A 23,921-nucleotide genomic window follows, 5' to 3' on the forward strand; every position below is an offset into this window, starting at 1 on the left:
CATCGATCACTTGGATGCATCGCTCAGAAGCGGCGTGGCCGGCTCTGCATTGGGCGCACCCAGACCGTCTTCACTCAACACGGTGGGCTTGATCAGGATGACCAGTTCACGCTTGGTGCTGCTGTTGCTCTTGTATCGGAACAGGCGCCCCACCACAGGGGCTTCACCCAGCCCGGGTACACCAGTGAGGCTGTCGCTGCCAGACTGCTGCATCAGGCCACCGATGGCGACGATCTGCCCGTCACGCACGCGCACCATGCTGTCGGTCTCGTTGATCGAGATGGCCACGCCGGGCACCTGGTAGGTACCAGAGTCGCCCAGCTTGAGCGACAGGTCCTTGGTGGTGGCCACACTGATGGCGGGGTGCACATGCAGCATCACGGTCCCGGTGTCGTCGATCTGCGGCGTCACATCCAGTGAGATGCCGCTGAAGTAGGTCTTGGTTGCCACTGTCGGCGAGTTCACGGTGGTGTTGTTGACCACGGTAACGTTGTTGGTGACGGATGTCACGAAAGTATCGTCACTGCCGACCTTCAACACCGCCTTCTGGTTGTTCATGGCCGCAATGCGCGGGCTGGACAGCACCTGCACATTGCCCTGTGTTTCCAGGAAGGACAGCAAGGCCGAGAAGTTGGGCGTTTGCAAGGCCAGACCGTAGAAGCCCTTGCCGGTGGCGGTGGTGGTCACACCCGTGCCCGGCGTCACCGACACATTGCTGTTGGTCAAGGACGACGTCAGGCTCACACCCGGCACCATGCCCACCACGCCCAGATGCCCGCCGTTGAGGCCATCACTGCGGAACAGGCCCCAGTTGATGCCGGTCTCGGAGGATTTGGACAGTTGCACCTCCACGATCTTGGCCTCCAGCATGACCTGACGCTCGATCGTGACCTGCACGGCACGCAGGTACTCGGTGACCTGACGCAATTCAGCCGGCGTGGCTCGAACCAGGATCACGCCCGCACCGGGGTTGATGGTCACACTGCGACCATCCTTGTTGCCGATGAGCGAAGCCAGTGAATCGCTGACGTCCTTCCAGAAGTCGGTGTCAGACGTGGTGCGAACCGAGGACGTCGCGCTCGAGCCACCATTGTTGTTGCCACCTGTGCCGCTTGAAGCGGTGGAACCCGAGCCAGAGGAGCTGGCGGAACTGCCGGACGAGCCCGAGCCATTGGTGTTGGCCGTGGCGGCCGAGGCGATGCTCAACTCGGAAGACCCGACACGACGACCGGGCAGGTAGTTGATGCGATACAACCTGGTCTGGACGGCGTTCGACGAGATGAAGACGCGGTTGCCTGTGATGCGGTAGTCGTAGCCATACATGTCGCGCAAGGTCTCCAGCGCTTCATGCATGGTGGTGTTCTTCAGATTCAGACTGAGGTTGCCCGTCACGTCGGGTGGCACCAGGATGTTGTACTGGCTGCCTGCTCCCAGTTGCGCAAACACCTGTGCAGCAGGCGCGTTGCGCATGGCAATGTCGAAGCGGCCATCTGCGGCGCGGGATGTCGAGATGCCGGCTCCGGGAGGGTTGGCTTGCAGCACAGCCTGCACCTGTCTCATGCTCAGACTCAGGCTCATGCGCCCGGCGAGTTGCTCATCAACCTCTGCCGCATGCGAAAGCCCCCATCCCGCCATGCTCAGGCCGAGCACCAGGGCGCTCTGGATTGTGTGCAAGGACTTCATCTCTTTTCCTTTCGTCCGCGCTTGGCGGCTCGGGCTGTCTTCGCCCTGCTCTGCTCGATCACATCGGGAAGCACGAGCTTCCGAATTCCTTCAGGCCCCTTGAGATGGACCTCGCTGGCCGATATGGCCACCACCTTCATGCCGTGCACCGTGTCGCCGACCTTCACCAGCTCATCCCCGACCAGGGCCACGCCGTCGCCTGTGGCCAGATCGATCCGGATGGAGCTGACCGCCCATGGATCAGGCTGACTGCTGTCTGCGCCGGAAGCCGCTGCCGCAGGAGCGGACGCACCGGATGCCGCAGGCATGGCCGCCTGGGCTTCGGCAGCTCCGGACTCGCCCGAGCCCGATCTGGCACCACGACCGGCGCGGTCTCCCAGCATCTTGAGCATCACGCCCGAAGGGGGCTTGGTGGGGTCCGTCACGCCCTTGAGATCAGGCTCGACAGCGTGCGCAGTCAAGGCCAGCAGGAAAGCCAGGCCTGCACCCAAGGTCAACAGGGCTTTGCGCAGGGGGGCGTTCATGGCGCGATCTCCAGGGCATCACGGTCCGGGCTGAAGGTATGCACCTGCAGCGTCAGCGTGACCACACCCAACTCGTTGGTCTTGAGCGTCAGGCCATCCCACAGCAATTTGCGCGGCAGCGCCTCGATATTGCGCAGCCATGTCAGGACATCCATGAAGCCACCGGTCACAGCCAACTCCATGCTCTGACGATAGAGCAAGGCATTCGAGATGGCCACACCGGGAACCGGCGCGAACTTCACCTCTTCGGGCGGCATGGTGCGCATCAGCGTGAGTTGCAGGCGACCACTCTGTGACAGAAGCCCTTCGAGCAAGCCACGCATGTCACGCGCGGGCACCAGCATGGCCTGCTGCTGCGCCAATGCCTGCTTGCTGCGCTCGATGCGCTCCTTGATCTGCTTGATCTCCTGCAGGGCTTCTGCCTCTTTCAGCGTCATGTCCTGCTTGCGCTTCTGTACTTCGGCGATCAGGGCATCACGCGCCATGAAAGCGGCCTTGTTGCGCTTGGAGGCCAGATTGAACTGCTGGAAGGAAGGTGTGACCAGCGCAGAGTCCAGCAGGAACCAGGCAAAGGCCACCACGGCCACGATGATCAGGCGTCGCTCGTTGAGCAGACGCGCGTCGAACATGCGACGGCCTTGACGCCAGCGCGTCATGATCAGCGGCAACCATGAACGAAGCAAGGTGCTGTTCATTTCTTGGCGGCCTCCTTGTTGGGCTCTTCAGGCAGCTTGCCCACGGCACGCAAGGCGGCCTCACGTGTGGTGGTGTCCCCCACGTCCTTGCGCACACCTTTGAGCGTGAACTGCACAATGCCCACGGTGGTGTCATTGCCGTCCAGCGATGACATTTCCATCTGGGCGAAACGACGGCCCTTGAAACGTTCTTCCAGGCCCAGCCGCTGCAGGTAGACGGGCATGGCCGCCGCGTTGTCGGTACGCCCGCTCAACACGATGTCGCGGCCATCTCCATGAACGGTCAGGCCGGTGATCCAGACTGAAGGGTGTGTCTGACGACCCAGGGCCATCAGGTAATCCGAATAACCTTGCGAAGCCCAGGCCATGCTGCCCTGCAAGGCATCCTGGACCTGCCGCTGCTGCGCATCCTTCTGCCGCAAGGACTCGAGTTCCTTGACGATCGGCGAAGGCGGATTGGCGGCCGCGGTGATGCGCAGGGTGTTGATCTCCTGCTCGATCTGGCCTGCCTGCATGTTGTAACCGCCAGCCGCGGCTTGCAGACCGATGCCGGCCGCCGTGCCGAAGGCCAGCACACCGCCAGCCAGGCGCACGCCCAGCACCGCGCCCCAGGGCGGCGATTGCCCCAGGATGCTGTTGGGGTCGAGCAATTGCAGCTGGGGCCGCTCGGTCAGTGCGGGGTGCGCCCGCAAGGCCGCGCCCAGCACGCACAGTTCGCTGAAGGTGATGCCTTCGCTGAACGGCATGGCATCGTCAGTCAGCAGTTCCAGGTCGAACCAGGCCGACAACCCCAGCGGCTGCAAGGGCACGTAGATCAGCTCCGAGAGCATCTCCAGCGCACCGGTGCCACAGCCCGGAGGCAAGGCCACCGTCATGCCCGACAACTGGACCTGACTGTGCATGCGCTCGAAGGTGTCCACCGTGCGCAGGATTTCCAGCGAAGCTCGGCTCAAGGCCGCGCCGCGAACTTCTTCATCACCCGTCACGGCCGACAGCGTCACCTCGATGTGACGCGCCATCAGCAACTCGCCCTTGAAGGTGATCACCAGCATGCCGTGGCTTTCGCCAAACACCATCAAGGCGTGAGCCTTTTCACCGTCCTCCGCCAGGGCACACACATTGCGCAGCGCCATTTCGGGCACGTCCAGCGCGGTCCAGCTCAAGCCCAGGTCATCGGCGGCCAGTTCGACCGTCGAATAGTCCACACGGGGCACCAGGAAAGTCATGACGGCGCTGCTGCTGCGCGAGGTCCCCTGCGGCACCTCCAGCACATCCAGCACGGCATCCTCGACCGGGAAGTCCACCTGCTCCTTGAGGTGCCAGCGCATGGCATCTCGCCAATCTTCTCGCGCGACATCCGGCGTGTCGGTGGCCAGCATGCGGTAGTGGGCACGGTTGAGCACGCCCACCAGCGAGCACCCCTTGAGGCGCTTGGCGCCCTGCAAGGCACGCACGGCACCATCCATGCCCTCGGCCATGCCCTGCCACATCCAGTCCACGCGCGGACGCCCCTCGGCCGTGTACACCACTTGCGCAGCGTGCACAGTCGATCCATCCTGGATCATCGTGATCCATTGCGAACCATCATGTGACTGGCGACGAAAAAACATTCCGCACTCCGAGACTCTTACATCGGAATGCTGACAGATGGGATTCCACGAGGTGGAAGGAATAGAAGCCGGTTCGTGTCTTAATTCTCGGATGCGAGGATCCGAGGGCGACAGGCCGGATTCAGCTCAGCAGGCGCGCAGGATCGGCGTCGAGCTTGGCCAGCGCTTCACGCGTGGCGCGGGTGGTCAAGGGCTCTTCCTCAACCGGCACAAGCAGCCCGGCCTGCAGGAAGGCCGCCAGGCGATGCAACTGGAACAGGACGCCGCGGCCGCTGGGTGACACGAACAGGATCAGCTGCTTTTGCAGCCCCTGCCAGGCCAACTGGACCGATTCGGACTTGCCGCGGTACTCCAGCTTGAACCAGGAGCCCACGTGCAGATCACGCGCCCACCCCAGCATGGCGGGCGTCGGCATCGTGCCGCCTTCTGCAACGATCTCCAGGTTATCGCTCTCATGTCCTGACAAATCGCGCAAAGTCTGCTCGTCGAGCTCAACCTCACCGATGTCAGGCAACACGTCGTCGAGCGCATCCAGGCGATCGGTCACCGCCTTCAGGTGGGCTGCGGACAGCGCCGCCGATCGGGCCGAGAAGGCCGCAGCCAGAGCCGCGTTCAGCGACTGGATATGCTCATCCTGCTTCTCGACGGGCAGGCCGGCCTGCGCCATGCCCTCGCGCACCGCCTTGAGCAGAGGTGGCAGACGCATCAGCACGTCGGCCCGCTCTTCCCGGGATGTCTTGGCGCTGGCCGACCAGATCAGATCGGCTGCCGCCTTCTTGAGCGCACGGGTTTCATCACTGGCCTGGCTGGTCAACACGGCACTGTGGCCCAGCACGTCGGCCCAGACCTTGAACAGGAACTCGCGCACGCCTTCATGAACCGGCACGCCGTCCAGCATCTTGCGCAGCTCGATCGTGTACTGGATGGCAAAGGTTTCACGCTGCTCGACCTGCTGCGCCAGCGAAACGCCCTTGCGGCTGGCCTCGTTGTGCTCGCGGAAGTAGCTTTCCAGAAAACGCTCGAACTCGGTCAACACGGTCTGGAACACGCGACGGCCGGTATCCGGATAGGCCTCCACAACCTGCACGATGCGCTTGATCTCCTTGTGCAGCGCGTCGTCGTGCTCCTGCGAGCCGGTCACGAAACCCATGACACAGGCGCCCATGCGGTCGATCAACACGCGTGCGGGGTGACTGGTGGTGGCGAAGAAGTCGGGCTCGCTGACGGCCACACGCAACACGGGCATCTGCAAACGGGCAAACCACACGCGGATCGTGGCCGGCAGGCGTTCCTCCTGCAAGATGGCCTGGAACAACAAGGCCACGATTTCGATGGTGGCACGCTCGACAGGGGTGGACGCCGCCTGCTTCAGGGCCAACTTGCTTTGCTGCAGTTCCTGCAGCGCAGCCGCAGGCGAGGTCAGCACGCCCCCCTGGCCATCGGCATGGTGCCGAACGGCCTGGCCCACGTTGTGGATGGCCTGGCCCAGGCCTGCGCTCAGCGCCACGGGCGACTGCACAGGCGCCGTCGGGGCAAAGCCGGGCACCTGTCGGGCCACCACCTGATTGAGCTTGCTCAGCACCACCTGGGGTTGCGCCGCGGCGCGCATGCCCGGCGTCTGGGTCAGCATCTGGGTTTCATCGTAGGCCTGGCCCAGCGGCTGCAAACCGCTGTTACCCGTTGGCCCCAGGGCACCGGCACCACCATGCACGGCACGCGAGCCTGATGACGCGCCCAGGCCTCCTGGCATGGTCGCCCGAGCTGGCCCGACACCGCTGTCGCGCGTGCGCTTGATGAAGGGGCGAAGATCGATTTCAGGCCGCACGCCATGGTCCAGCAGCACGCGGTTGGCATGGTGATAGGCCTCCTGGGCCCAATGCGAGACCTCGTTTTGCAACACGGTCTGGAGCGTGGCCCAGTGTGCGATGGTCATGCCTGAGGTCAACCACCCCTCGACCACGCCCTTTGCCATCCATTGCGGGCTGAGCACGTCGATGTGGCCATTGCTGCCATCCACCTGCCCGCCCACTGCCTGCAGACGGGCGTTGAGGTCGGTGTACTCCTGGCCGGTCAGATCCGACACAGCTTGAGACAATCGCGAGGCCGTGAGATCACGGTCCATGTCGCTGTCGTCGACCAGGCTCAGCGGGATGTCCACCTTGGGCGCCCCCGCCTCGGCCACGCGGGCACTGACAGGGCGGCCTGTGCGCAGATCACGCAAGGCATCGTGGATACGTTTGTCGACTTCACCCTGCCATGCCGAGATGGCGCGGGGCAGGTCCAGCACCAGATCCTGGCGCCGCAACCTCAGGGAAGGTTCAGCAGTCTGACTGGCCAGCACCTTGGCACCCTCGAGAGAGGCCTGCACCAAGGCGCCAACGCCTTTGGCCAGGGACTCCAGAAAGCAGACGCGGGCGGTCAGAGCCAGCGCGCGGTGTGAACCAACAGTCATGTGATTGGCAGCAGTTCAACCGACCGGGTTACTTCTCCACCCCCGGTCGATCTGGTTATTCAACTAACTGCCAACGACTCTACACCACCGCACCAGCGTGTGGATCGTTGGGATCGAGGTCTTTTTTGCCCGTTTTAATCAGATCATCGCGTTTAACGCCCAGCCACATCGCAATGGCAGCGGCCACGAACACCGACGAATAGATACCGAACAGGATGCCGATGGTCAGCGCCAGCGCGAAGTAGTGCAGCGTGGGGCCACCGAACACCAGCATGGCCAGCACCATCATTTCGGTACAGCCGTGGGTGATGATCGTGCGGCTCATGGTGCTGGTGATCGCATGGTCGATGACCTCGGGCGTGCTGAGCTTGCGCATGCGACGGAAGGTCTCGCGGATCCGATCGAAGATCACCACCGATTCGTTCACCGAGTAACCCAGCACGGCCAGCACGGCAGCCAGCACGGAGAGCGAGAACTCCCACTGGAAGAAGGCAAAGAAGCCCAGGATGATGATGACGTCGTGCAGGTTGGCGATGATGGCCGCCACCGAGAACTTCCACTCGAAGCGCAGCGCCAGATAAACCATGATGCCCAGCACCGTCACGGCCAGCGCCAGGGCACCGTCACGAGCCAGTTCGTCGCCAACCTGAGGGCCGACGAATTCGCTGCGCTGTTTGGTCACGGGTTGAACGCCGCCGGCGGCTTCACAGAGTTCGGCAGGGCCCTTGTCCGTGTCCTTGTTGACAACCTGGCCCGACTCGGCCTGGCACAGCGCGCCAAACACCTTGGTCACGACTTCGGTCTGCTTCATGCCGCCGCGCAGAGGCAGACGGATCAGCACATCACGCGAAGAGCCAAAGTTCTGGACCTGAACCTCGCCGTAGTTGAGCTTGTCGATGGCGCTGCGCACCTTGACCAGATCGGCGCTTTGCGCGTACTGCACTTCGATCAGCGAGCCACCCGTGAACTCGATGGACAGATGCAGCCCACGCGTCACAAGGAAGAACACAGCGGCCGCGAAGGTCAGGAAAGAGATCGCGTTGAAGACCAACGCGTGGCGCATGAAGGGGATGTCGCGCTTGATGCGGAAAAATTCCATGGTGTGTACTCCCTTTTATTCCTGAGCTTTCCAGACCTGCCCGATGGACACGCTCTTGAGCTTCTTCTGACGGCCATACCAGAGGTTGACCAGGCCGCGCGAGAAGAACACGGCGGAGAACATGGAGGTGAGGATGCCCAGGCAATGCACCACCGCAAAGCCCTTGACCGGGCCTGAGCCAAAGGCCAGCAGCGACAGACCGGCGATCAGCGTGGTCACGTTGGAGTCCAGGATCGTGGCCCAGGCATGCTCGTAGCCGGCGGCAATCGCGGACTGCGGCGCCGAGCCATTGCGCAACTCTTCGCGCACCCGCTCGTTGATCAGCACGTTGGAGTCGATGGCCATACCCAGTGTCAGCGCGATGGCGGCGATACCAGGCAGCGTCAGCGTGGCTTGCAGCATCGACAGCACAGCCACCAGCAACAGCAGGTTGACCGACAAGGCGATGGTCGAGAACACGCCAAACAGCATGTAGTAGCAGACCATGAACACCGCGATCGCTGCAAAACCATAGATCAGGCTGTTGAAGCCCTGAGCGATGTTTTCGGCACCCAGGCTGGGGCCCACGGTGCGCTCTTCGATGATTTCCATCGGGGCGGCCAGCGAACCGGCGCGCAGCAGCAGCGCGGTGTCGTTGGCCTCTTCGGTGCTCATGCGACCGGAGATCTGCACGCGGCCACCACCGATTTCACCACGGATCACCGGCGCGGTCACGACCTCTCCCTTGCCCTTTTCGAACAGCAGGATGGCCATGCGCTTGCCGACGTTCTCACGGGTGATGTCACGGAAGATGCGGGCACCACGGGCGTCCAGCGTCAGGTGCACGGCGGCTTCGTGGTTCTCGTCGAAACCGGCCTGGGCATCGGTCAGGTTGTCGCCAGTCAGGATGACCTGACGCTTGACGATGACAGGCACGCCACCGCGCTCCATATAGCGCTCGTCACCGAATGGCACGGCGCCTGCACCCGTCAGGGCGGCTTGCGCCTCGGTGCTGTCGTCCACCATGCGCACTTCCAGCGTGGCGGTACGGCCGATGATGTCCTTGGCCTTGGCCGTATCCTGCACACCAGGCAACTGCACGACCACACGGTCCAGGCCTTGCTGCTGGATCACAGGCTCGGCCACGCCGAGTTCATTGATCCGGTTGTGCAGCGTGGTGATGTTCTGCTTGAGCGCCTGTTCCTGGATGCCCCGCTCGGACTTGGGGTTGAGCGTGCCGACCAGGGTGACGTCGCCGGATTCATCCGTGCCATCGGCCCAGACCAGATCGGGCAGACCGTCGTTCAGCACGGGACGCGCCGCCTTGCGACCGGCATCGTCACGGAAACGCACGATCACGGACTGGCCGTCACGACGGATGCCGCTGTGACGGATGTCCTTGTCGCGCAGCAGGCTGCGCATGTCGCCACTGAGGCTTTCCAGCTTCTGCGTCAGCGCGGCCTTCATGTCGACCTGCATCAGGAAGTGCACGCCACCGCGCAAGTCCAGGCCCAGGTACATGGGCTGTGCATGCATGGCACGCAGCCACGTGGGCGAGCGCGACAGCAGGTTCAGCGCCACGATGTAATGCGGATCGGTCGCGTCCGGGTTGAACGCGCGCGTGATGATGTCGCGGGCCTTGAGCTGGGTGTCGGTGTCCTTGAAACGGGCACGCACCGAGCTGCCGTCGAACTCGACGAAGTCAGCCGTGAGACCGCCAGCCTTGAGGGCTGCTTCCACCTTGGCCACCGACTCGGCATTGAGCTTGAGCGTGGCCTTGCCGCTGGACAGCTGCACGGCCGGCGCCTCGCCGAAGAAGTTGGGCAAGGTGTAGATCAGGCCGATGAACAGGGCCACGGCAATGATCAGGTACTTCCACCAGGAATAGCGGTTCATGAAATCCTCGACTGACAGCCAGCTCGCGCTGTGTTCTTATTTGTAGGTGCCCTTGGGCAGAACCTGAACAATGGCCACGCGCTGCAGTTGCAGTTCGACGCCATTGGCCACTTCCACGCTGACAAAGGTTTCGCCCAGCTTGGTGACCTTGCCGATCACGCCACCCTGGGTGACCACTTCATCGCCCTTGGCCAGCGCATCGAGCATGGCTTTGGTTTCTTTCTGGCGCTTCATCTGCGGGCGGATCATGACGAAGTACAGGACCACGAACATGAGCACCAGCGGCAGAAAACTCATCAAACCACCCTGGGCACCAGCGGCGGGAGCGGCGGCCTGGGCATAGGCTTCGGAAATAAACACGGCAAGTTCCTTCAAACAAAGGGCCGAGGCACCTCGCTCAACAAAAGCGACAGGCGCGCCGGCCAAAACCAATCGATTGTATGCGGCAGGCGTGACATCCCGCCCGGGGGCTTACCGCCAGCCGTTACAGCGGCGGCACAGCCGACCTTTACAGCACGTACTTGACCATCGGGTGGGAGGTCAGGCCACGGTAGATATTGTCCAGCTGGGTGCGGCTGGTGGCGGTGACCGTGATGGTCAGGCCCAGGTAATTGCCGCTGCTGCTGGGGCGACGCTGAATGGTGGCCGCGTCAAAGACAGGGTCATGCTCCACCACGATGGCCACCACCGCCTCCACGAAGGTCTCGTGGTGCGCCCCCATCACCTTGATAGGAAAGGCGCAAGGGTACTCGATGAGCGACTGCTCGGGGGGGATGTGCGAGTTGGCGGGGGTGTGATCTGGCTGACTCATGTCGGCCTCCTTCTTCTACGGACTCCGGTAGTGACCGGAAGCAAAAACGGTTGCGAGCTTACTTGATACCCAGACGGATGGCATCCCAGGCGCGCCCCAGCCAGCCCGCACTGGGCACGGCTTCGAGCGTCTGCAGGGGCACGGTCTGCCAGGTCTGCGTGCCCACCTTGATCGTGAGCATGCCCACCGGCTGCCCTTGCGTCAGCGGCGCGAGCAAGGGGTCCTTACGCGTCAGGCTGGTCTGGATGGCGCCAGCCTGACCGCGCGGCACCACGACCAGCAGCGGCGTCGGGCGGCCCAGGCGCACTGAAGAGGCTTGCCCCTTCCATACCTGGGCCGTGGTCACACTCTGGTTGGCGTCGAACAGCTTGACGACATCAAAGGCGCTGTAGCCCCAGTTGAGCAGCTTCTGGCTTTCATTGGCACGCGCTTCAGGCGACACCGCCCCCACCACCACGCTCAGCAAACGCCGCTCGCTGCCCTGCAGGGTGCGGCGGGCGGTGGCGATGAGGCCATAGCCCGCGGCCTCGGTGTAGCCCGTCATCAGGCCATCCACAGAAGGATCCCGAAACAGCAGCAGATTGCGGCTGACCTGGCGATAGCCGTTGTGGCTGTATTCCTTGAGGCTGACGTAGCCCATGACCTGGGGGAAATCCGTCATCAGCCGCGCGGCGATGAGGGACAACTCCCTGGCCGTGCTGACATGCCCACGGGCACTCAAGCCCTCCGGGTTGAGGAAGTGCGTCGCCTTCAAGCCCATGACCTGGGCCTGCCGGTTCATCATGCCGACAAAGGCATCCACCGATCCCGCCACGCCTTCGGCCAGGGCCACGGCGGCATCGTTGCCGTTCTGAACCAGCATGCCCTTGAGCAACTCATCGACGCGGACCTTGCTGCCCACCTCCAGGAAGGAGCGCGATGCCCCTGTCATCCCGGTACGCCAGGCGCGATCGGAGATCACCAGAGGCTGGTCCAGGCGCAGCTTGCCCTCCTGCACCGCCTGCAAAACCATGTAGGCGGTCATCAGCTTGGTCATGGAAGCCGGCTCGACGGCGACATCGGCATTGCGTGCAGCCAGGGTCTGGCGGCTGCCCATGTCCTGCAGGATGAAGGCGCGGGCCGCCACTTCCGGCGGCAAGGGCATGGCTGCGGCAGGCTCGGCAAAAAAGCCGACCACGGGCGCCGCCACGGCCACGGGCGCGCGGGCATCGGTGGCCTGCGCAGACTGCGCGCCCGACGACAAACCGCCGACAAGCGCCAGCATCGATACGGCCAGCGTCAACCGGCGAGACATCAGGACAGGAGTCATGGAGGCGATATGGTGCCGCCGGAGCCAAATACAAGGCGACCCGGGCGGGCACGGACGGCTGGAAAAACCGCGAGCTTACTCGTTCCCGGAAGCGCCTGCCGCCTGGGCCCCGCCCTGTGCACGAAAGGCCGCATCGGCCAGCAAGTGCCGCAACACGATCTCGCGCAGGCGCGACAACTGCCCGTGATAGAAATGCCCCGTCCCCGGCACGACGGTCACAGGCAGCGCCTGCGGCCGCGCCCACTCCAGCACGCTGCTCAGGGGCACGACGTCATCCTGCTCGCCTTCGACCACCAGGGTTTGCGGCGGCACATGCGGCACGTCGAAGCGAGACACGGCCGGGCTGATCAGCACCAGTTGGGCTGGCACCTGAATGGCCGGCTGGTTGGCCGCTGCCTGGGCCAGGCGGGCGTAGACCTGGGCAGCCACATAGCCGCCAAACGAAAAACCGGCCAGCGCCACGGGCAGGCCGCGCAGGGCCGGATCGCTCTGGAAGTGCCCGAGCACGGCCATCATGTCGACCGACTCGCCACGCCCCTCGTCCCAGTTGGATTCGGACTGCCCGACGCCACGAAAATTGAATCGCACCGCCCGCCAGCCCGCCAGCACAAAGGCGCGCACCAGGGTGTGCACCACCTTGTTGTCCATTGTGCCGCCCATCAAGGGATGCGGATGGGCAATCACGGCCAGGCCCAGGGGTGGCATGTGCGCGGGGTCTTCAACCACCACTTCGAGCAGGCCGGCAGGCCCGTCGATGGTGCTGGAGGCGGGGCGTCCCAGCATGATGCTCAGCGCCCCACGTCTGGCGGCAGGACCAGGCGCTCGACAACCTCACCCTTGATGAGGTGACGGTCCACGATCTCATCGATGTCAGCCTTGTCGACAAAGGTGTACCAAGTGCCTTCCGGATAGACCACGGCTACGGGGCCACCCGCACAGCGGTCCAGGCAGCCGGCCTTGTTGACACGCACCTTGCCCGGCCCGTTCTCACCAGCGTCGGCGATGCGGCGCTTGCAGTGATCGAAGCCTTCCTTGGCCGCATGGTCGGCGCAGCAGGCCTCGCCATTGATGCGTTGATTCAGGCAGAAGAAGATGTGGCGCTGGTAATAACTCATGTCCGCATTCTAGAAAGTTCACCTCTGCTGCGCAGACGCGAGGGTTTCCCGCCCCCACAGTCGACCGATCAGCCAGGCCAGGGCCACATAGGGCCACAGGATGCCAAACCAGCGCGACAAGCCATGGAAACGGATGAAGCGCCCGTTCTCCCATGCCTGGAGCGTTTGCGCATAGTAAGGATCGAGCGGCGCCAAATGGATGAGCCCGATCAAGAAAAGCACAACCAGCACGCCCAGCACCGCGCAAGTCGTGCGACTGCGATCGACCAGAAACACCCCGCCAAACGCGCCCAGCAACATCCCGACCACGGCTGGCATCGTCAGCCAGGTGAAGGCATGGACCGGGCCGAAATTCAGGGCGGTCGACAGGGCCGTGGCCCCAATGGCCAGCGAGACCAGCATGGTCAACAAAATGACCCGCAAGGAACGGGGGCGCGCCACAGCGCAGGCCACGCACATGGGGGCCAGCAAGCCGGCAGTGGTGGTCAGGGACTCGATCACGGGCGCCCAACTCGACGTTGCCACGGACACATGGAAGGACGACCACATGGTCAAAGGGTCGGCGGGCAGGATCCAGGCCTGCAAGGGCGTGTCACGCGTGGCCTCCATCAGCAAGACACGCACGCGCGGCAGCAACTGCCCTTCCCCCAGTGGCAAGGGCGGCGGAAACAAGAGCCCGAGCGGCCACATCCACAACAGCGCCAGACCATGTCCGGCTTGCGGGATGAACCACCGCTCGCGCAAGCGGTGCCACATGTCGACGAGGCCCAAGGCATGGATCGTCAAGGCGGCCAGCGCCCCCCAGGCCGTCCCCAGGGTATTGAGGATCCAGTCGGTGATGGACGGGACGCGAGTCGGGATGGTGTACTGGATCAGTTCCAGGGTGTACGACAGCATGGCGCCGGTCAGCACCGTCACCAGCGCCGCCACCATGGGGCCACGCCCGCTGCGCAGATGGGCCACGCACAGAATCAGCCCGAACGGCAGGTAACCCAGGATGTTGGCCACCAGATCGTTGGCCACCTCGAAGCCCAGCCTGGGCAAGGTCCAGCGGAACACCTGCCCATCAGGCCAGTGCCACCCGCTCCAGGGATGGAGCGTGGCATAGACGATGAGGGCCACAGCCACCCACGTCAGCGGCCATGCGGAACTGCGGTGCAAGGACATCGGACGAGGAATCCGCGGCCGCTCAACCGATGGTCGGCTTGAGCACCACCAGGAAGACGATGGCCGCAAACAGCAACACCGACACCTCGTTGAAAACCCGGAACCACTTGTGGCTGCGGCGGTTGCTCAGCGCCTCGAATTCACGCAAGAGCTTGCGACAGACATGGTGATAACCCACCACACCTATGACGAGGATCAACTTCAGGTGCAGCCAGATTTGCCCCGGCCCCTTGCCCATGCCAAAGTAAAGCCAGAGCAGCAGACCAAAAGTCAGCGCCAGCGTCATCAGCATGTTGCTGAAGCGGTATAGCTTGCGTGCCATGAGCAGCAGGCGCTCTCGTTCGGCATGACTGTCGGAGGGCACCATGGCCAGATTGACGAACAGCCTGGGCAGGTAGAACAGCCCGGCGAACCAACTGGCCACGAAGATGATGTGCAGGGCCTTGACCCAGAGATAGGCGTTGCTCATGGCGGAATTATGAACAGCAGCGAGGGCAGGAAGCCCCCGAAAAGCCAACTCTGGAAAAAAAAGAGCCCCGGCACAGGCCGGGGCTTTCAAGCCTTAACGCTGTCATCACGGTAAGGCACCTGCTCAGGGAGGAAAAGCAGGGAATGAAGGCCTTGCGGCGTATCATTCAGGATCGATTATAGATGGGATCAAGCGGCATGTCTCTAGCCCATGTCCGGAAAAGCCATTTTTAATGGTGTTTTTTTGCGCGCTTTGCATTCCTTCACAGATTTTTAACGTTGGACAGAAATGACTTTTTCGCAGCACTTCCCGCACCACCGCCCTCGTCGTTTGCGCAAGGACGAGTTTTCGCGCAGGCTGGTGCGTGAGCATGCGCTCACATCTGCGGATCTGATCTACCCCGTGTTCGTGTTGGACCAGGACGACGGCAGCCAGGCCGTCTCCTCCATGCCGGGGGTGTCGCGCCTGGGTCGTGGCCCCTTGTTTGCCGCCGCCGAGCGCTGCCTCGAACTGGGCGTGCCCGTGCTGGCCTTGTTCCCCGTGATCGACGCCAGCCTGAAGACCCCCGATGGCCAGGAGGCCCTGAACCCGGAAGGCCTGGTGCCCCGCACCGTGCGCGAACTGAAAAAACGCTTTCCTGAACTGGGCGTGATGACCGATGTGGCGCTCGACCCCTTCACCACGCACGGCCAGGACGGTCTGCTGGATGACACCGGCTACATCCTCAACGATGAAACCGTGGCCGTACTGACCCGTCAGGCCCTGGTGCAGGCCGAAGCCGGGGTGGACATCGTCGCCCCCAGCGACATGATGGACGGCCGCATCGGTGCCATCCGCAGCGCGCTGGAATCGCAAGGCCTGATTTACACCCGCATCATGGCCTACAGCGCCAAGTACGCCAGCGCCTTCTACGGCCCCTTCCGCGATGCCGTGGGCTCGGCAGCCAACCTGGGCAAGAGCAACAAGAAGGTCTACCAGATGGACCCGGCCAATAGCGACGAGGCCTTGCGCGAAGTGGCCCTGGACATCGCCGAGGGGGCGGACATGGTCATGGTCAAGCCCGGCATGCCTTACCTGGACATCGTGCGCCGCGTGAAAGATGAATTCCGCGTGCCCACCTTCGCCTACCAGGTCAGCGGCGAGTACGCCATGATCAAGGCCGCCGCCCAGAACGGCTGGCTGGACCACGACGCCACGATGATGGAGTCGCTGCTGGCCTTCAAGCGTGCCGGCGCCGATGGCGTGCTGACCTATTTCGCCCTGGACGCAGCAGAAAAGCTGCGCGGCTGATCGCCATCGGCCACGGTCAGACGCAAACAGGCGCACCAATCGAGGGCGCGCCCGACCAAATCGCATAAGCTCTCGGCTGGAGCCCCGGGAGCCTGTAGTGCGCTTTTTCCTGATCAACGACAACTTCATCGAACTGCCCGAATGGCCCAAGGCCTTGCCTGCGCAGGGCTTCCTGTGGGTCACGACCAGCCGGCGCGTGTTCGAGGTCCAGCTGCCTCAGGTGCAACAGCACCTGCACCGACTGGCGGGTGGCACGCTGGTTGACCTGCACATCGCCGACCTGCTCAACCCCCAACTGCCCTCTCAGTACGACTACACCTCCTGGTACGACCTGCTGGTGTTTCGCCGCCTGGCCGCCGGCCATGGCACCGAGCGACTCTTCCTGGATGAAGACCGCGGCACGGCCTCCAGTGCCCGGCAGGCCATGGCGGCCATCGACACCAGCCCCGTGGGCTTTGCCCTGTTCGACCGCGTGCTGCTGACCGTGCACCCTGCGGACTGCTCGGTGCGCGACTTCTTCGAGGCCCGCCTGAGCCAGATGATTCCGCACGCGCCCCGGCATGATCAACGCCAGCAGGATCTGCATGACGTGGCCGCATTGGCACAAGGGCCCAGCTATGCCAGCGAGACCGCGCAGGCCGTCCGCACCCATGATGACGCCCAGACAGATGACAACGCCCTGCCGCCCTCATCTGCGCACGAGCCCGGCATGGACGGTGCGCCCGGCATGCGCCACGAAGGCCGGGGCAGCACATCGCGCCTGCCGCCCAACCCGGCCGACCTGATGCTGCGCATCGTCAACCACATGGTGGACAGCTACCTGGATCTGCGCCGGCTGCTGACCAAACAGTTCGGCTACCTGCAGCAGGAGCTGCTGAGCAACCGCAACCAGTTCACCAACTGGCAGGCGCTGCTGGACTCGCGCAACACCCTGCACATGCTGGAAGACACCTGCGAAGACCAGCGCAGCGCCGTGCAGGAATGGATCGACGCCCTGGAAGAATGGCCCATGCCATCCGAAGCACAGGCGGCACGCGAACGCGAACTGCTGCGCGTGCGTTCCCGTGATGTGCAGGAACACATCGAGCGGGTGCTGGGGCACGTGCGCAGGCTGGAAAGCTCGGCAGAGAGCGCCGTGCAGATGCACTTCTCGGCTCAGGGCAGCCGCACCAACGACATCATGCGCACGCTGACGGTGCTGACGGCCGTCTTCCTGCCGCTGAACCTGATCACGGGTGTCTTCGGCATGAACTTCGACGGCTTGCCGCTGATCCACTCTCATGTGGGCTTCTGGGTGGCGCTGGGGCTCATGACCATGGTGGTCATCGGGCTGGTGTGGTGGTTCAGACGCCAGCGTTATCTGGGTGATTGACAGGCCCCGGCCCGCCACTTGCGCGCCAGGTCATCCCCGGCTGCGCATCACCTCACGGGCCAGACACAGGTCGTCCCAGGCCAGGGCCTTGTCAGCAGGGCTGCGCAGCAGATAGGCCGGGTGGTAGGTGACGATCACCGGCACGCCGGCCACCTCGTGCACCTTGCCGCGCAGCTTGCCGATGGGCTCGCTGGATTTGAGCAGGGACTGCACGGCAAAGCGCCCCATGGCCAGGATCACCTTGGGCTTGACCAGTTCGATCTGCCGCGTCAGGAAAGGCTCGCACTGCGCGACCTCCTGCGGTTGCGGATTGCGGTTGGCAGGCGGGCGGCACTTCAACACGTTGGCGATGAAAACCTGCTGGGTGGCATCGGCTTCGGAACGGGTCAAGGCCAGCGCGGCCAGCATGCGGTCGAGCAACTGACCGGCGCGGCCCACAAAGGGCTCGCCTTGCTTGTCTTCCTGCTCGCCCGGGGCTTCGCCCACGATCATCCATTGCGCCTGTTCGTGGCCCACGCCAAAGACCGGTTGCGTGCGGCTCTGGCACAGGCTGCAAGCCTGGCAGGACGCCACGGCTTCGCGCAAGGCGGGCCAGTCCATCGTCTCGACGCCCACAGGGCGAGGCCCCAAGGGCACATCGACGGGCTTGGCAGTTGGTGCGGCGGGCGAACGTGGCGTGGCTGGGCGGGCACTCGTGGCCGACGACGCGGGGGGCGCTGATGATGCGGCGCCTGTCGCCCCGGCGGAAGGCAACTGTGCCGACACGGCGGCGCCCGCTTGCACGAACGGGCCTTGAGCAGGCGCCTCGGCCTTGGCGGGCATGGGGGCGGGCGTTTGTGCAGCCTCGTCCGCAGGTGCGGCTTCCTCCGGCCAGAACGGCGGGATGCCCATTTCGCGCAGCATGGCGCGCTGGGTGTCAGTCCAGCGCATGGCTGACTCCGTTGTGCATGTCGATGTCGCGCTTCATGACCAGCGCGTCTTCGCGGCCTTGCGCGGCGGGGTAGTAGTTCTTGCGCACGCCGACTTCCATGAACCCCTCGCGGCGATACAGGGCGCGAGCGGGCTCGTTGCTGGGGCGCACCTCCAGCCACAGCAGGGGTGCCTGACGCTGGCGACAGCGGTCGTACAGCACCGCCAGGATGCTGCGCGCCAGCCCCTGGCCGTGCAGTTCGCGGGCCACGGCGATATTGAGCAGGTGCACCTCGTCCACCCCGTCCATGGCCACGCACACGGCCACCACGCGGCCGCTGTCGGCTTCGCAGCGCACACGCACCCAATACCCTGCCCGCATGGACGAGCGGTAGTTGTCGTCGCTCCAGGCGTGCACGGGATGCAGGCAGGCCTCACGCTCCATGGCCATCACGGCCGGGATATCGGCCTCGGTCATGGGGCGGTCAACGAAACGGGTCTGCAAGGTGGGCATGGCAAAAAAAGTGCGAGGGCAGGATCATGCCCCGGAAATGGCCCCGGAAATGGCGGCTTTCACCGCCACCCGCTCGGCCGTGGTCTGAGCCACCTTGTCGCGCACATACAGGGGCAGCGCCAGGGCGGCATCCAGCGTCTGACCACGCTGCCAGGCTCGCTGCGCCAGGGCGGCCAGGGCGGCCCCACCCGGTACGGCTGGATCGGCCGCCGAGGCCACACCCGCGGCAGGGGCCGCAGACAGCTCACCGAGCACCGACAACTGCTCAGGGTAGGCCTTCAAGGCATTGCCCGCCCAGCGCAGGGGCACCTGCTGCCCACCCAGGGTGGCCCAACGACTGGCTGGCTCGGAAAGTGCCCACAAGGCCGGAGCCTGATGCTGTTGCCATTCATGGCCATCCCAGCGGTAGGCGGCCACATAGAGTTCGTCCATGCGGGCATCCTGCAAGACCCACAGGATGTCGCCCTCAGCCCAGGAGGCGGGAGAGCCCAGCCGGGCGTGTTCCGCCACGGCCATCAGGGTGTCCAGGGCGATCACGGGTTTGTTCAGCGCCAGCGCCAGCCCCTGCGTGACCGAACAGGCCGTGCGCAAGCCGGTGAAAGCACCCGGGCCACGACCGAAGGCGATGGCGTCCACGTCCGCCCAGACACGGCCCGCCTCGGCCAGCAAGCCATTGAGCGCCGGCAACAGGCTGGCAGAGGCCTGCGCGCCCCCGGGCAGATCCAGGGCATGCACCTGGCCACCCACGCTGAGCGCGGCGTGGATGCGGTCGGTGGCGGTATCGAGTGCCAGCAGAACCGGCACGGCAGAATCAGACGAAGACATGGCCTGAAGTGTACAGAGTGGGCTGCGCGGGCTTCTATGATCGAGCCATGCACCGCCATCCGACCGCACAGCGCCGCCGCACCCTCAGCGCACTTCCTGTTCTCCATGACGCCCATCTGGCCAGTCGGGCAGGCACGCAGGGTACCGGCCACATTGGCAAAGGCAGCCGACGCAGCGGCCAAGGTGGCCGCGTCAAGGGGGCCCTGAGACTCACGCTGAGCACACTCGGCGCCACCCTGGCCTGCGCCGCTCAGGCCGCTTTGCCCAACTCGGTTGTAGCGGCACTGCAGGCCGCCAATGTACCGCCCGAGGCGGTCTCCATGCTGGTGGCGCCCGTCGAGGGTGCAGCCCCCGCTCGCCTGGAGCACGAAACACAGACCGTGCGCCAGATGGCCTCGGTGATGAAGCTGTTCACCACCGGCGCCGCGCTGAACACGCTGGGCCCGGCCTTTGTGTGGCGCACCGATGTGGCACTGGGCGGCCCCCTCAAACCCAGCGGCAAGCTGGACGGCCCGCTTTACCTGCGCGGCAGCGGCGACCCCAGCCTCGTACTGGAACATGTTCAGCTGATGATGGCACGCTGGCGCGCCGCCGGCCTCAAGGACATCCGAGGCGACATCCTGATCGACCGCCAGGCCTTTGACATCCCGGCCCATGACCCCGCCGCCTTTGACGGGCAGGTGCTCAAGCCTTACAACGCGGGGCCGGATGCCCTGCTGCTCAACCACCAGGCCGTCACCCTGCGCTTCATGCCTGACGCGGCACGACCAGGCCAGCTCCGCGTGAGCATGGAGCCCGAGCTGGATGAAGTGCGGCTGGATCCCCGTGTGCGCCTGCAAGCCTCCGGCGCCTGCGGAGACTGGCGCGAAGGCCTCGCCCTGAACATGAAGCCCGCAGCCGGCTGGAAGCAGCACGGCCTGCGTCCCTGGACCCTGACCGTGAGCGGCCCCTACCCTGCGGCCTGCGGCATGAAGGACTGGCCTGTGCTGTGGCAAGGCGATGGCCCTGGCGACTACACCGCGCGCCTGCTGAGCGCCACCTGGAAGCGCGCTGGCGGCAAGCTGGGCGGCGACATCCTGCCTGGCAACTGGCCTGCCCAAGGCGCGGATACGGCCCCGGTCTGGCAAAGCTGGGTGTCGCCACCGCTGGGCCAGGTGGTGCGGGACATCAACAAGTTCAGCAACAACGTGATGGCCAGGCAGCTGTTTCTCACCCTGGGCGCGCAGCAAGGCGGCCAACCGGCCACGCTGGACAAGGCCAGAGCGGCGGTTACGCAACAAGTGCTGTTGAACACGCGAGACGGCGCAGGCCGCTCACCCTGTGAAGGCGACGCGCTGGCGCTGGACAACGGCTCGGGTCTGTCTCGAATTGAGCGCAGCTCGGCACGCTGCCTGGGGCGCTGGCTGCAAGGCATGTGGGCAGCCCCCACGATGCCGGAGTTCATCGCATCGCTGCCCATCAGCGGTACGGATGGCACCGCACGGCGCCTGCAAAGCGTGGCCGGACGCGCTCACCTCAAGACGGGATCGCTCGATGGGGTGGCCGCGCTGGCCGGCTATGTGGAAGGCGAGTCAGGCCACCGCTACGTGGTGGTGGCCGTGATCAACCATGCGCAGGCCGACGCCGCACGCCCCGCGATGGAGGCACTGGTGGCCTGGACGATGCGGGACCGGCTGGGTCAGAACTGATTGGCGACGCGGGACGCGGCCAGGGAGCCGATCAGGCCATGACCGGCAGGTGCGAAGTGGATGTCATCCGCCCACATATAGGTCGATACGTTGCCGTTGGTCACCAGGGTATTGCCATTGCAGTACTTGAGCCGCTTGGCGTAGTCCGCATCCGCGTTCAAGACCGATGTGCCATCCGGCCTCTTGAAAGTCGCGGCCATATCGCACACTGCCGTGTTGTAGACATAGCTGACGCTGCGCGTGATCGGGTTGGTGAACAGATCCGACTCCACGAGGGCAAAGTGACGACCGTCCTGAGCAGCCACGTTGCCCATGCCAAATTTCAGTGCGTCGTTGAACCTGGCCGTGTAGGCGGTCAGCAATGATGCATTCTGACCATTCGCAGACGCCAGAGGCGACTGTCCCAGATCAGGCGTCAATGCCAGCACCACCTTCGCGCCGGTGGCGAGCACCGTCTTGATGAGATTGGCAGCGGTGGCGCCACGGGCATCCAGTTCCAGAAGAGCCTGACTGTCAGACAAAGCCGGGCTGGCCGTGCCCTGGACACGGTCGTAGATTTCCTTGATGTCGTTCTGGCCGATCATGATCGTGACCAACACGCCATCGTGAAGCTCAGACATGTGAGTCGAGATCTTGGTGGCCATGTCGGCGACCTTGTCACCATGAGCCGCGTAGGAATTGGCGCCATCCCAATCCAGTTCACACTGTGACTTGAAGCCCTTGTTAAAGCCGTGCGCCACGATCTGGTTCCACAGGCGGCTGGTCGCGCACGCGTAGATCATGCTGTAGGTGCGCTTGAGCGCCTGCGCAGCAGCGCCATCAACCTGCCCCGTGCCCAGTTCGATGAACGTCACGAGATTGCTGCCACCAGCTGCCGTGTTTTCAGACTGAAAGTAATACCCATGGGTCGTGTTCGAGCCCATGTCGAAGTTGGTGATGGTCCCTGTCAACGGTGTCGAGGATGCATCCGCGCTATTGCAAAGCGCGTTCTGGGTCTGGTTGGTACAGTAGGTCACCAGGTTCAGCGTCAGGTTGTTCACCACGGCATTCACGGTGTAGACCAGCCCCTGCACCTTTTTCGCTGTAGACGTGCTGGGATCCGTCAGATTGGTGTAGTCCTCCATCGCACTGTTCTCATCCCCGAACGACACCACGCTCTCAGGCACGTATTCCTTGGCGCGGCTGCCACCGCCGCAGCCGGACAGTGACCAGGTCAGGGCAGAACAGGCCGCTGCCACGGTACCCAGACGGATCACGGTCTGAGCCAGGGTCGAAGGCTTGGAAGAGGCGGCGGCAAAGCGAAACATGAAATCTCCGTCTAACGGTCGGTCTTGGCGTACGGTACTGCGCTCAAACCCAGAGCATAACGGCGCTGCGGGGAGGCCCAGAGTCTGCCACGTAAAGATGGGCAATCCGGCGGAGCCCCTCCACGGGCGGAGGGCTCCAGCCGGGTTTTCAGGACGCGGCAGCGCGGTTGAGGCGGTCGCGCACGCCGTCCCAGGCGGGATCTTCGGGTGGCGTCTCCACCCAGATGAGTTCGACACCGGTGGCGTCCAGCTCGCGCAGGTCGGCAAACAGGTCATGCGCGGCGGTGATGGCATCGCCCGGCATGGACAGGTGCACCACGCCCTGGTGCTTGGGGCGCCAGGCCCACAGGCTGCGCGAATAAACGGCAATGCGCGGGCCCTGCGAGGCATCGCTGATCCTGGCCGCCGTGAGCTCGGGCTCGATCACATCCAGCGCGGCGTTGATCTGCTCGTCACTCATCAGGCGGACCTTGGCACGCGGCGCGTAATGCGACAGCAAGGTGCCCGAGGCCTTGGGCGCCGAAGGATCAGGCGCTTCCGGCCTGGACCACTGCACCGGCTCGCCTGCCACGGCTTCGATCTCGGCCAGGGTCAGCTTGCCGGGGCGCAGCAGCACGGGGTGGCCGCGCGAGCAGTCGATGATGGTGGACTCGATGCCCACACCACAGGGGCCACCTTCGAGTACCCAGACTTCGTCCAGGCCCTCGCCCTGATCCTTGAACTCCTCGACCACGTGCTCGGCCCGCGTGGGGCTGATGCGGCCAAAGCGGTTGGCGCTGGGTGCGGCCACGCCCAGGATGTCGCGCTGGGCGCAGGCTTCGAGCAAGGCCCGCGCAACGGGGTGATCCGGGCAGCGCAAGCCAATGGTGTCCTGGCCACCGGCCGAGGCCTTGGCCACATCCGGGTTGCGCGGCACGATCACGGTCAGCGGGCCCGGCCAGAAGGCATCGGTCAGCTTGCGCGCCACAGCCGGGAAGGCCGAGGCAAAAGTCAGGGCCGCAGCCTGATTGGGCACATGCACGATCAGGGGGTGATCAGCCGGGCGGCCCTTGGCGGCGAAGATGCGGGCCACGGCGGCATCGTCATCGGCGCGGGCACCCAGGCCATAGACCGTTTCAGTGGGCAGGGCCAGCAGGCCGCCATCGGCCAGGCGCTGAGCGGCCTGCTCGATCGCATCGGCTTGTTGGGCAGGGTCGAGCAGACGCAT

The 23,921-nt window shown here is 64.6% G+C and carries 22 protein-coding genes; 3 read left to right on the top strand and 19 right to left on the bottom strand.

Going from position 1 to position 23,921, the window contains the following annotated elements; translation table 11 throughout:
- Positions 1-6: 6 nt before the first annotated feature.
- The 14 genes from mshL to VFW93_RS05440 form a co-directional block, all read right to left on the bottom strand.
- Positions 7-1,683: a pilus (MSHA type) biogenesis protein MshL gene (gene mshL / locus VFW93_RS05375; RefSeq protein ID WP_329692959.1), complete on the bottom strand. Its 1,677-nt coding sequence runs from the start codon at positions 1,681-1,683 to the stop codon at positions 7-9.
- A complete protein-coding gene (locus VFW93_RS05380; protein ID WP_329692960.1) occupies positions 1,680-2,207 on the bottom strand; it encodes a hypothetical protein in 528 nt (175 codons plus the stop codon). Before VFW93_RS05380 ends, mshL begins: the two co-directional genes overlap by 4 nt.
- A complete protein-coding gene (locus VFW93_RS05385) occupies positions 2,204-2,902 on the bottom strand; it encodes a type 4a pilus biogenesis protein PilO (protein ID WP_329692961.1) in 699 nt (232 codons plus the stop codon). Before VFW93_RS05385 ends, VFW93_RS05380 begins: the two co-directional genes overlap by 4 nt.
- Entirely contained in the window at positions 2,899-4,512 is a 1,614-nt protein-coding gene (locus VFW93_RS05390; protein ID WP_329692962.1) for a hypothetical protein, read from the bottom strand. The genes VFW93_RS05385 and VFW93_RS05390 overlap by 4 nt, the downstream gene beginning before the upstream one ends.
- Before the next feature lie 121 nt (positions 4,513-4,633).
- The gene (locus VFW93_RS05395) at positions 4,634-6,964 is read right to left on the bottom strand and encodes a DUF1631 family protein (protein ID WP_329692963.1); all 2,331 of its coding nucleotides are present in this window, start codon (positions 6,962-6,964) and stop codon (positions 4,634-4,636) included.
- 79 nt (positions 6,965-7,043) lie between these two features.
- A complete protein-coding gene (secF, locus tag VFW93_RS05400) occupies positions 7,044-8,063 on the bottom strand; it encodes a protein translocase subunit SecF (protein ID WP_329692964.1) in 1,020 nt (339 codons plus the stop codon).
- 15 nt (positions 8,064-8,078) lie between these two features.
- Complete coding sequence (secD, locus tag VFW93_RS05405) at positions 8,079-9,938, bottom strand: protein translocase subunit SecD (protein WP_329692965.1); 1,860 nt, start codon at positions 9,936-9,938, stop codon at positions 8,079-8,081.
- A 36-nt stretch (positions 9,939-9,974) separates the two neighbouring features.
- Positions 9,975-10,298, bottom strand: coding sequence for a preprotein translocase subunit YajC (gene yajC, locus VFW93_RS05410; RefSeq protein WP_329692966.1), 324 nt, complete (start codon positions 10,296-10,298; stop codon positions 9,975-9,977).
- A gap of 148 nt (positions 10,299-10,446) precedes the next feature.
- On the bottom strand, positions 10,447-10,749 hold the full coding sequence (locus VFW93_RS05415; RefSeq protein WP_329692967.1) for an HP0495 family protein: 303 nt from the start codon (positions 10,747-10,749) through the stop codon (positions 10,447-10,449).
- 58 nt (positions 10,750-10,807) lie between these two features.
- Positions 10,808-12,058, bottom strand: coding sequence for a D-alanyl-D-alanine carboxypeptidase family protein (locus tag VFW93_RS05420; RefSeq protein ID WP_329692968.1), 1,251 nt, complete (start codon positions 12,056-12,058; stop codon positions 10,808-10,810).
- A gap of 75 nt (positions 12,059-12,133) precedes the next feature.
- Positions 12,134-12,841: an alpha/beta hydrolase gene (locus tag VFW93_RS05425; RefSeq protein ID WP_329692969.1), complete on the bottom strand. Its 708-nt coding sequence runs from the start codon at positions 12,839-12,841 to the stop codon at positions 12,134-12,136.
- Positions 12,842-12,846: 5 nt separating this feature from the next.
- Positions 12,847-13,173 (bottom strand): (2Fe-2S) ferredoxin domain-containing protein, encoded by a 327-nt coding sequence (locus VFW93_RS05430; protein ID WP_329692970.1) that lies wholly within the window; start codon positions 13,171-13,173, stop codon positions 12,847-12,849.
- 18 nt (positions 13,174-13,191) lie between these two features.
- Positions 13,192-14,340, bottom strand: coding sequence for a VanZ family protein (locus VFW93_RS05435; protein ID WP_329692971.1), 1,149 nt, complete (start codon positions 14,338-14,340; stop codon positions 13,192-13,194).
- A 22-nt stretch (positions 14,341-14,362) separates the two neighbouring features.
- Complete coding sequence (locus VFW93_RS05440) at positions 14,363-14,809, bottom strand: CopD family protein (RefSeq protein ID WP_329692972.1); 447 nt, start codon at positions 14,807-14,809, stop codon at positions 14,363-14,365.
- Between the two features lie 288 nt (positions 14,810-15,097).
- Between VFW93_RS05440 and hemB the strand changes: the two genes are divergently transcribed.
- Entirely contained in the window at positions 15,098-16,099 is a 1,002-nt protein-coding gene (gene hemB, locus VFW93_RS05445) for a porphobilinogen synthase (protein WP_329692973.1), read from the top strand.
- 97 nt (positions 16,100-16,196) lie between these two features.
- Positions 16,197-17,471: a magnesium transporter CorA family protein gene (locus tag VFW93_RS05450; RefSeq protein ID WP_329692974.1), complete on the top strand. Its 1,275-nt coding sequence runs from the start codon at positions 16,197-16,199 to the stop codon at positions 17,469-17,471.
- Positions 17,472-17,501: 30 nt separating this feature from the next.
- Here the strand turns inward: VFW93_RS05450 and VFW93_RS05455 are convergent, their stop codons facing one another.
- Genes VFW93_RS05455 through tsaB form a run of 3 tightly spaced genes read right to left on the bottom strand, consistent with a single transcriptional unit; the run spans position 17,502 to position 19,719 of the window.
- A complete protein-coding gene (locus tag VFW93_RS05455) occupies positions 17,502-18,401 on the bottom strand; it encodes a uracil-DNA glycosylase (RefSeq protein ID WP_329692975.1) in 900 nt (299 codons plus the stop codon).
- Positions 18,388-18,894, bottom strand: a complete 507-nt coding sequence (gene rimI, locus VFW93_RS05460) for a ribosomal protein S18-alanine N-acetyltransferase (RefSeq protein ID WP_329692976.1) — start codon at positions 18,892-18,894, stop codon at positions 18,388-18,390. The genes VFW93_RS05455 and rimI overlap by 14 nt, the downstream gene beginning before the upstream one ends.
- A 24-nt stretch (positions 18,895-18,918) precedes the next feature.
- Positions 18,919-19,719, bottom strand: a complete 801-nt coding sequence (gene tsaB / locus VFW93_RS05465) for a tRNA (adenosine(37)-N6)-threonylcarbamoyltransferase complex dimerization subunit type 1 TsaB (RefSeq protein WP_329692977.1) — start codon at positions 19,717-19,719, stop codon at positions 18,919-18,921.
- Between the two features lie 47 nt (positions 19,720-19,766).
- On the opposite strand from tsaB, the gene dacB reads away from it, so the two are divergent.
- A complete protein-coding gene (dacB, locus tag VFW93_RS05470) occupies positions 19,767-21,407 on the top strand; it encodes a D-alanyl-D-alanine carboxypeptidase/D-alanyl-D-alanine endopeptidase (protein ID WP_329692978.1) in 1,641 nt (546 codons plus the stop codon).
- On the opposite strand, the gene VFW93_RS05475 is transcribed toward dacB, so the two are convergent.
- Both VFW93_RS05475 and VFW93_RS05480 read right to left on the bottom strand, forming a co-directional pair.
- Positions 21,398-22,714, bottom strand: coding sequence for an SGNH/GDSL hydrolase family protein (locus tag VFW93_RS05475; RefSeq protein WP_329692979.1), 1,317 nt, complete (start codon positions 22,712-22,714; stop codon positions 21,398-21,400). The genes dacB and VFW93_RS05475 overlap by 10 nt on opposite strands.
- Positions 22,715-22,862: 148 nt before the next feature.
- The gene (locus VFW93_RS05480) at positions 22,863-23,921 is read right to left on the bottom strand and encodes an L-threonylcarbamoyladenylate synthase (RefSeq protein ID WP_329692980.1); all 1,059 of its coding nucleotides are present in this window, start codon (positions 23,919-23,921) and stop codon (positions 22,863-22,865) included.

This window comes from Aquabacterium sp. (genome assembly GCF_036279675.1).
In the GTDB taxonomy this organism is placed as follows: domain Bacteria; phylum Pseudomonadota; class Gammaproteobacteria; order Burkholderiales; family Burkholderiaceae_C; genus Aquabacterium.

Coding starts and splice junctions, on each gene's coding strand:
- mshL (WP_329692959.1), bottom strand. CDS start 1,683: ATGAAGTCCTTGCACACAATCCAGAGCGCCCTGGTGCTCGGCCTGAGC.
- VFW93_RS05380 (WP_329692960.1), bottom strand. CDS start 2,207: ATGAACGCCCCCCTGCGCAAAGCCCTGTTGACCTTGGGTGCAGGCCTG.
- VFW93_RS05385 (WP_329692961.1), bottom strand. CDS start 2,902: ATGAACAGCACCTTGCTTCGTTCATGGTTGCCGCTGATCATGACGCGC.
- VFW93_RS05390 (WP_329692962.1), bottom strand. CDS start 4,512: ATGTTTTTTCGTCGCCAGTCACATGATGGTTCGCAATGGATCACGATG.
- VFW93_RS05395 (WP_329692963.1), bottom strand. CDS start 6,964: ATGACTGTTGGTTCACACCGCGCGCTGGCTCTGACCGCCCGCGTCTGC.
- secF (WP_329692964.1), bottom strand. CDS start 8,063: ATGGAATTTTTCCGCATCAAGCGCGACATCCCCTTCATGCGCCACGCG.
- secD (WP_329692965.1), bottom strand. CDS start 9,938: ATGAACCGCTATTCCTGGTGGAAGTACCTGATCATTGCCGTGGCCCTG.
- VFW93_RS05415 (WP_329692967.1), bottom strand. CDS start 10,749: ATGAGTCAGCCAGATCACACCCCCGCCAACTCGCACATCCCCCCCGAG.
- VFW93_RS05420 (WP_329692968.1), bottom strand. CDS start 12,058: ATGACTCCTGTCCTGATGTCTCGCCGGTTGACGCTGGCCGTATCGATG.
- VFW93_RS05425 (WP_329692969.1), bottom strand. CDS start 12,841: ATGCTGGGACGCCCCGCCTCCAGCACCATCGACGGGCCTGCCGGCCTG.
- VFW93_RS05430 (WP_329692970.1), bottom strand. CDS start 13,173: ATGAGTTATTACCAGCGCCACATCTTCTTCTGCCTGAATCAACGCATC.
- VFW93_RS05435 (WP_329692971.1), bottom strand. CDS start 14,340: ATGTCCTTGCACCGCAGTTCCGCATGGCCGCTGACGTGGGTGGCTGTG.
- VFW93_RS05440 (WP_329692972.1), bottom strand. CDS start 14,809: ATGAGCAACGCCTATCTCTGGGTCAAGGCCCTGCACATCATCTTCGTG.
- hemB (WP_329692973.1), top strand. CDS start 15,098: ATGACTTTTTCGCAGCACTTCCCGCACCACCGCCCTCGTCGTTTGCGC.
- VFW93_RS05455 (WP_329692975.1), bottom strand. CDS start 18,401: ATGCGCTGGACTGACACCCAGCGCGCCATGCTGCGCGAAATGGGCATC.
- rimI (WP_329692976.1), bottom strand. CDS start 18,894: ATGCCCACCTTGCAGACCCGTTTCGTTGACCGCCCCATGACCGAGGCC.
- tsaB (WP_329692977.1), bottom strand. CDS start 19,719: ATGTCTTCGTCTGATTCTGCCGTGCCGGTTCTGCTGGCACTCGATACC.
- dacB (WP_329692978.1), top strand. CDS start 19,767: ATGCACCGCCATCCGACCGCACAGCGCCGCCGCACCCTCAGCGCACTT.
- VFW93_RS05475 (WP_329692979.1), bottom strand. CDS start 22,714: ATGTTTCGCTTTGCCGCCGCCTCTTCCAAGCCTTCGACCCTGGCTCAG.
- VFW93_RS05480 (WP_329692980.1), bottom strand. CDS start 23,921: ATGCGTCTGCTCGACCCTGCCCAACAAGCCGATGCGATCGAGCAGGCC.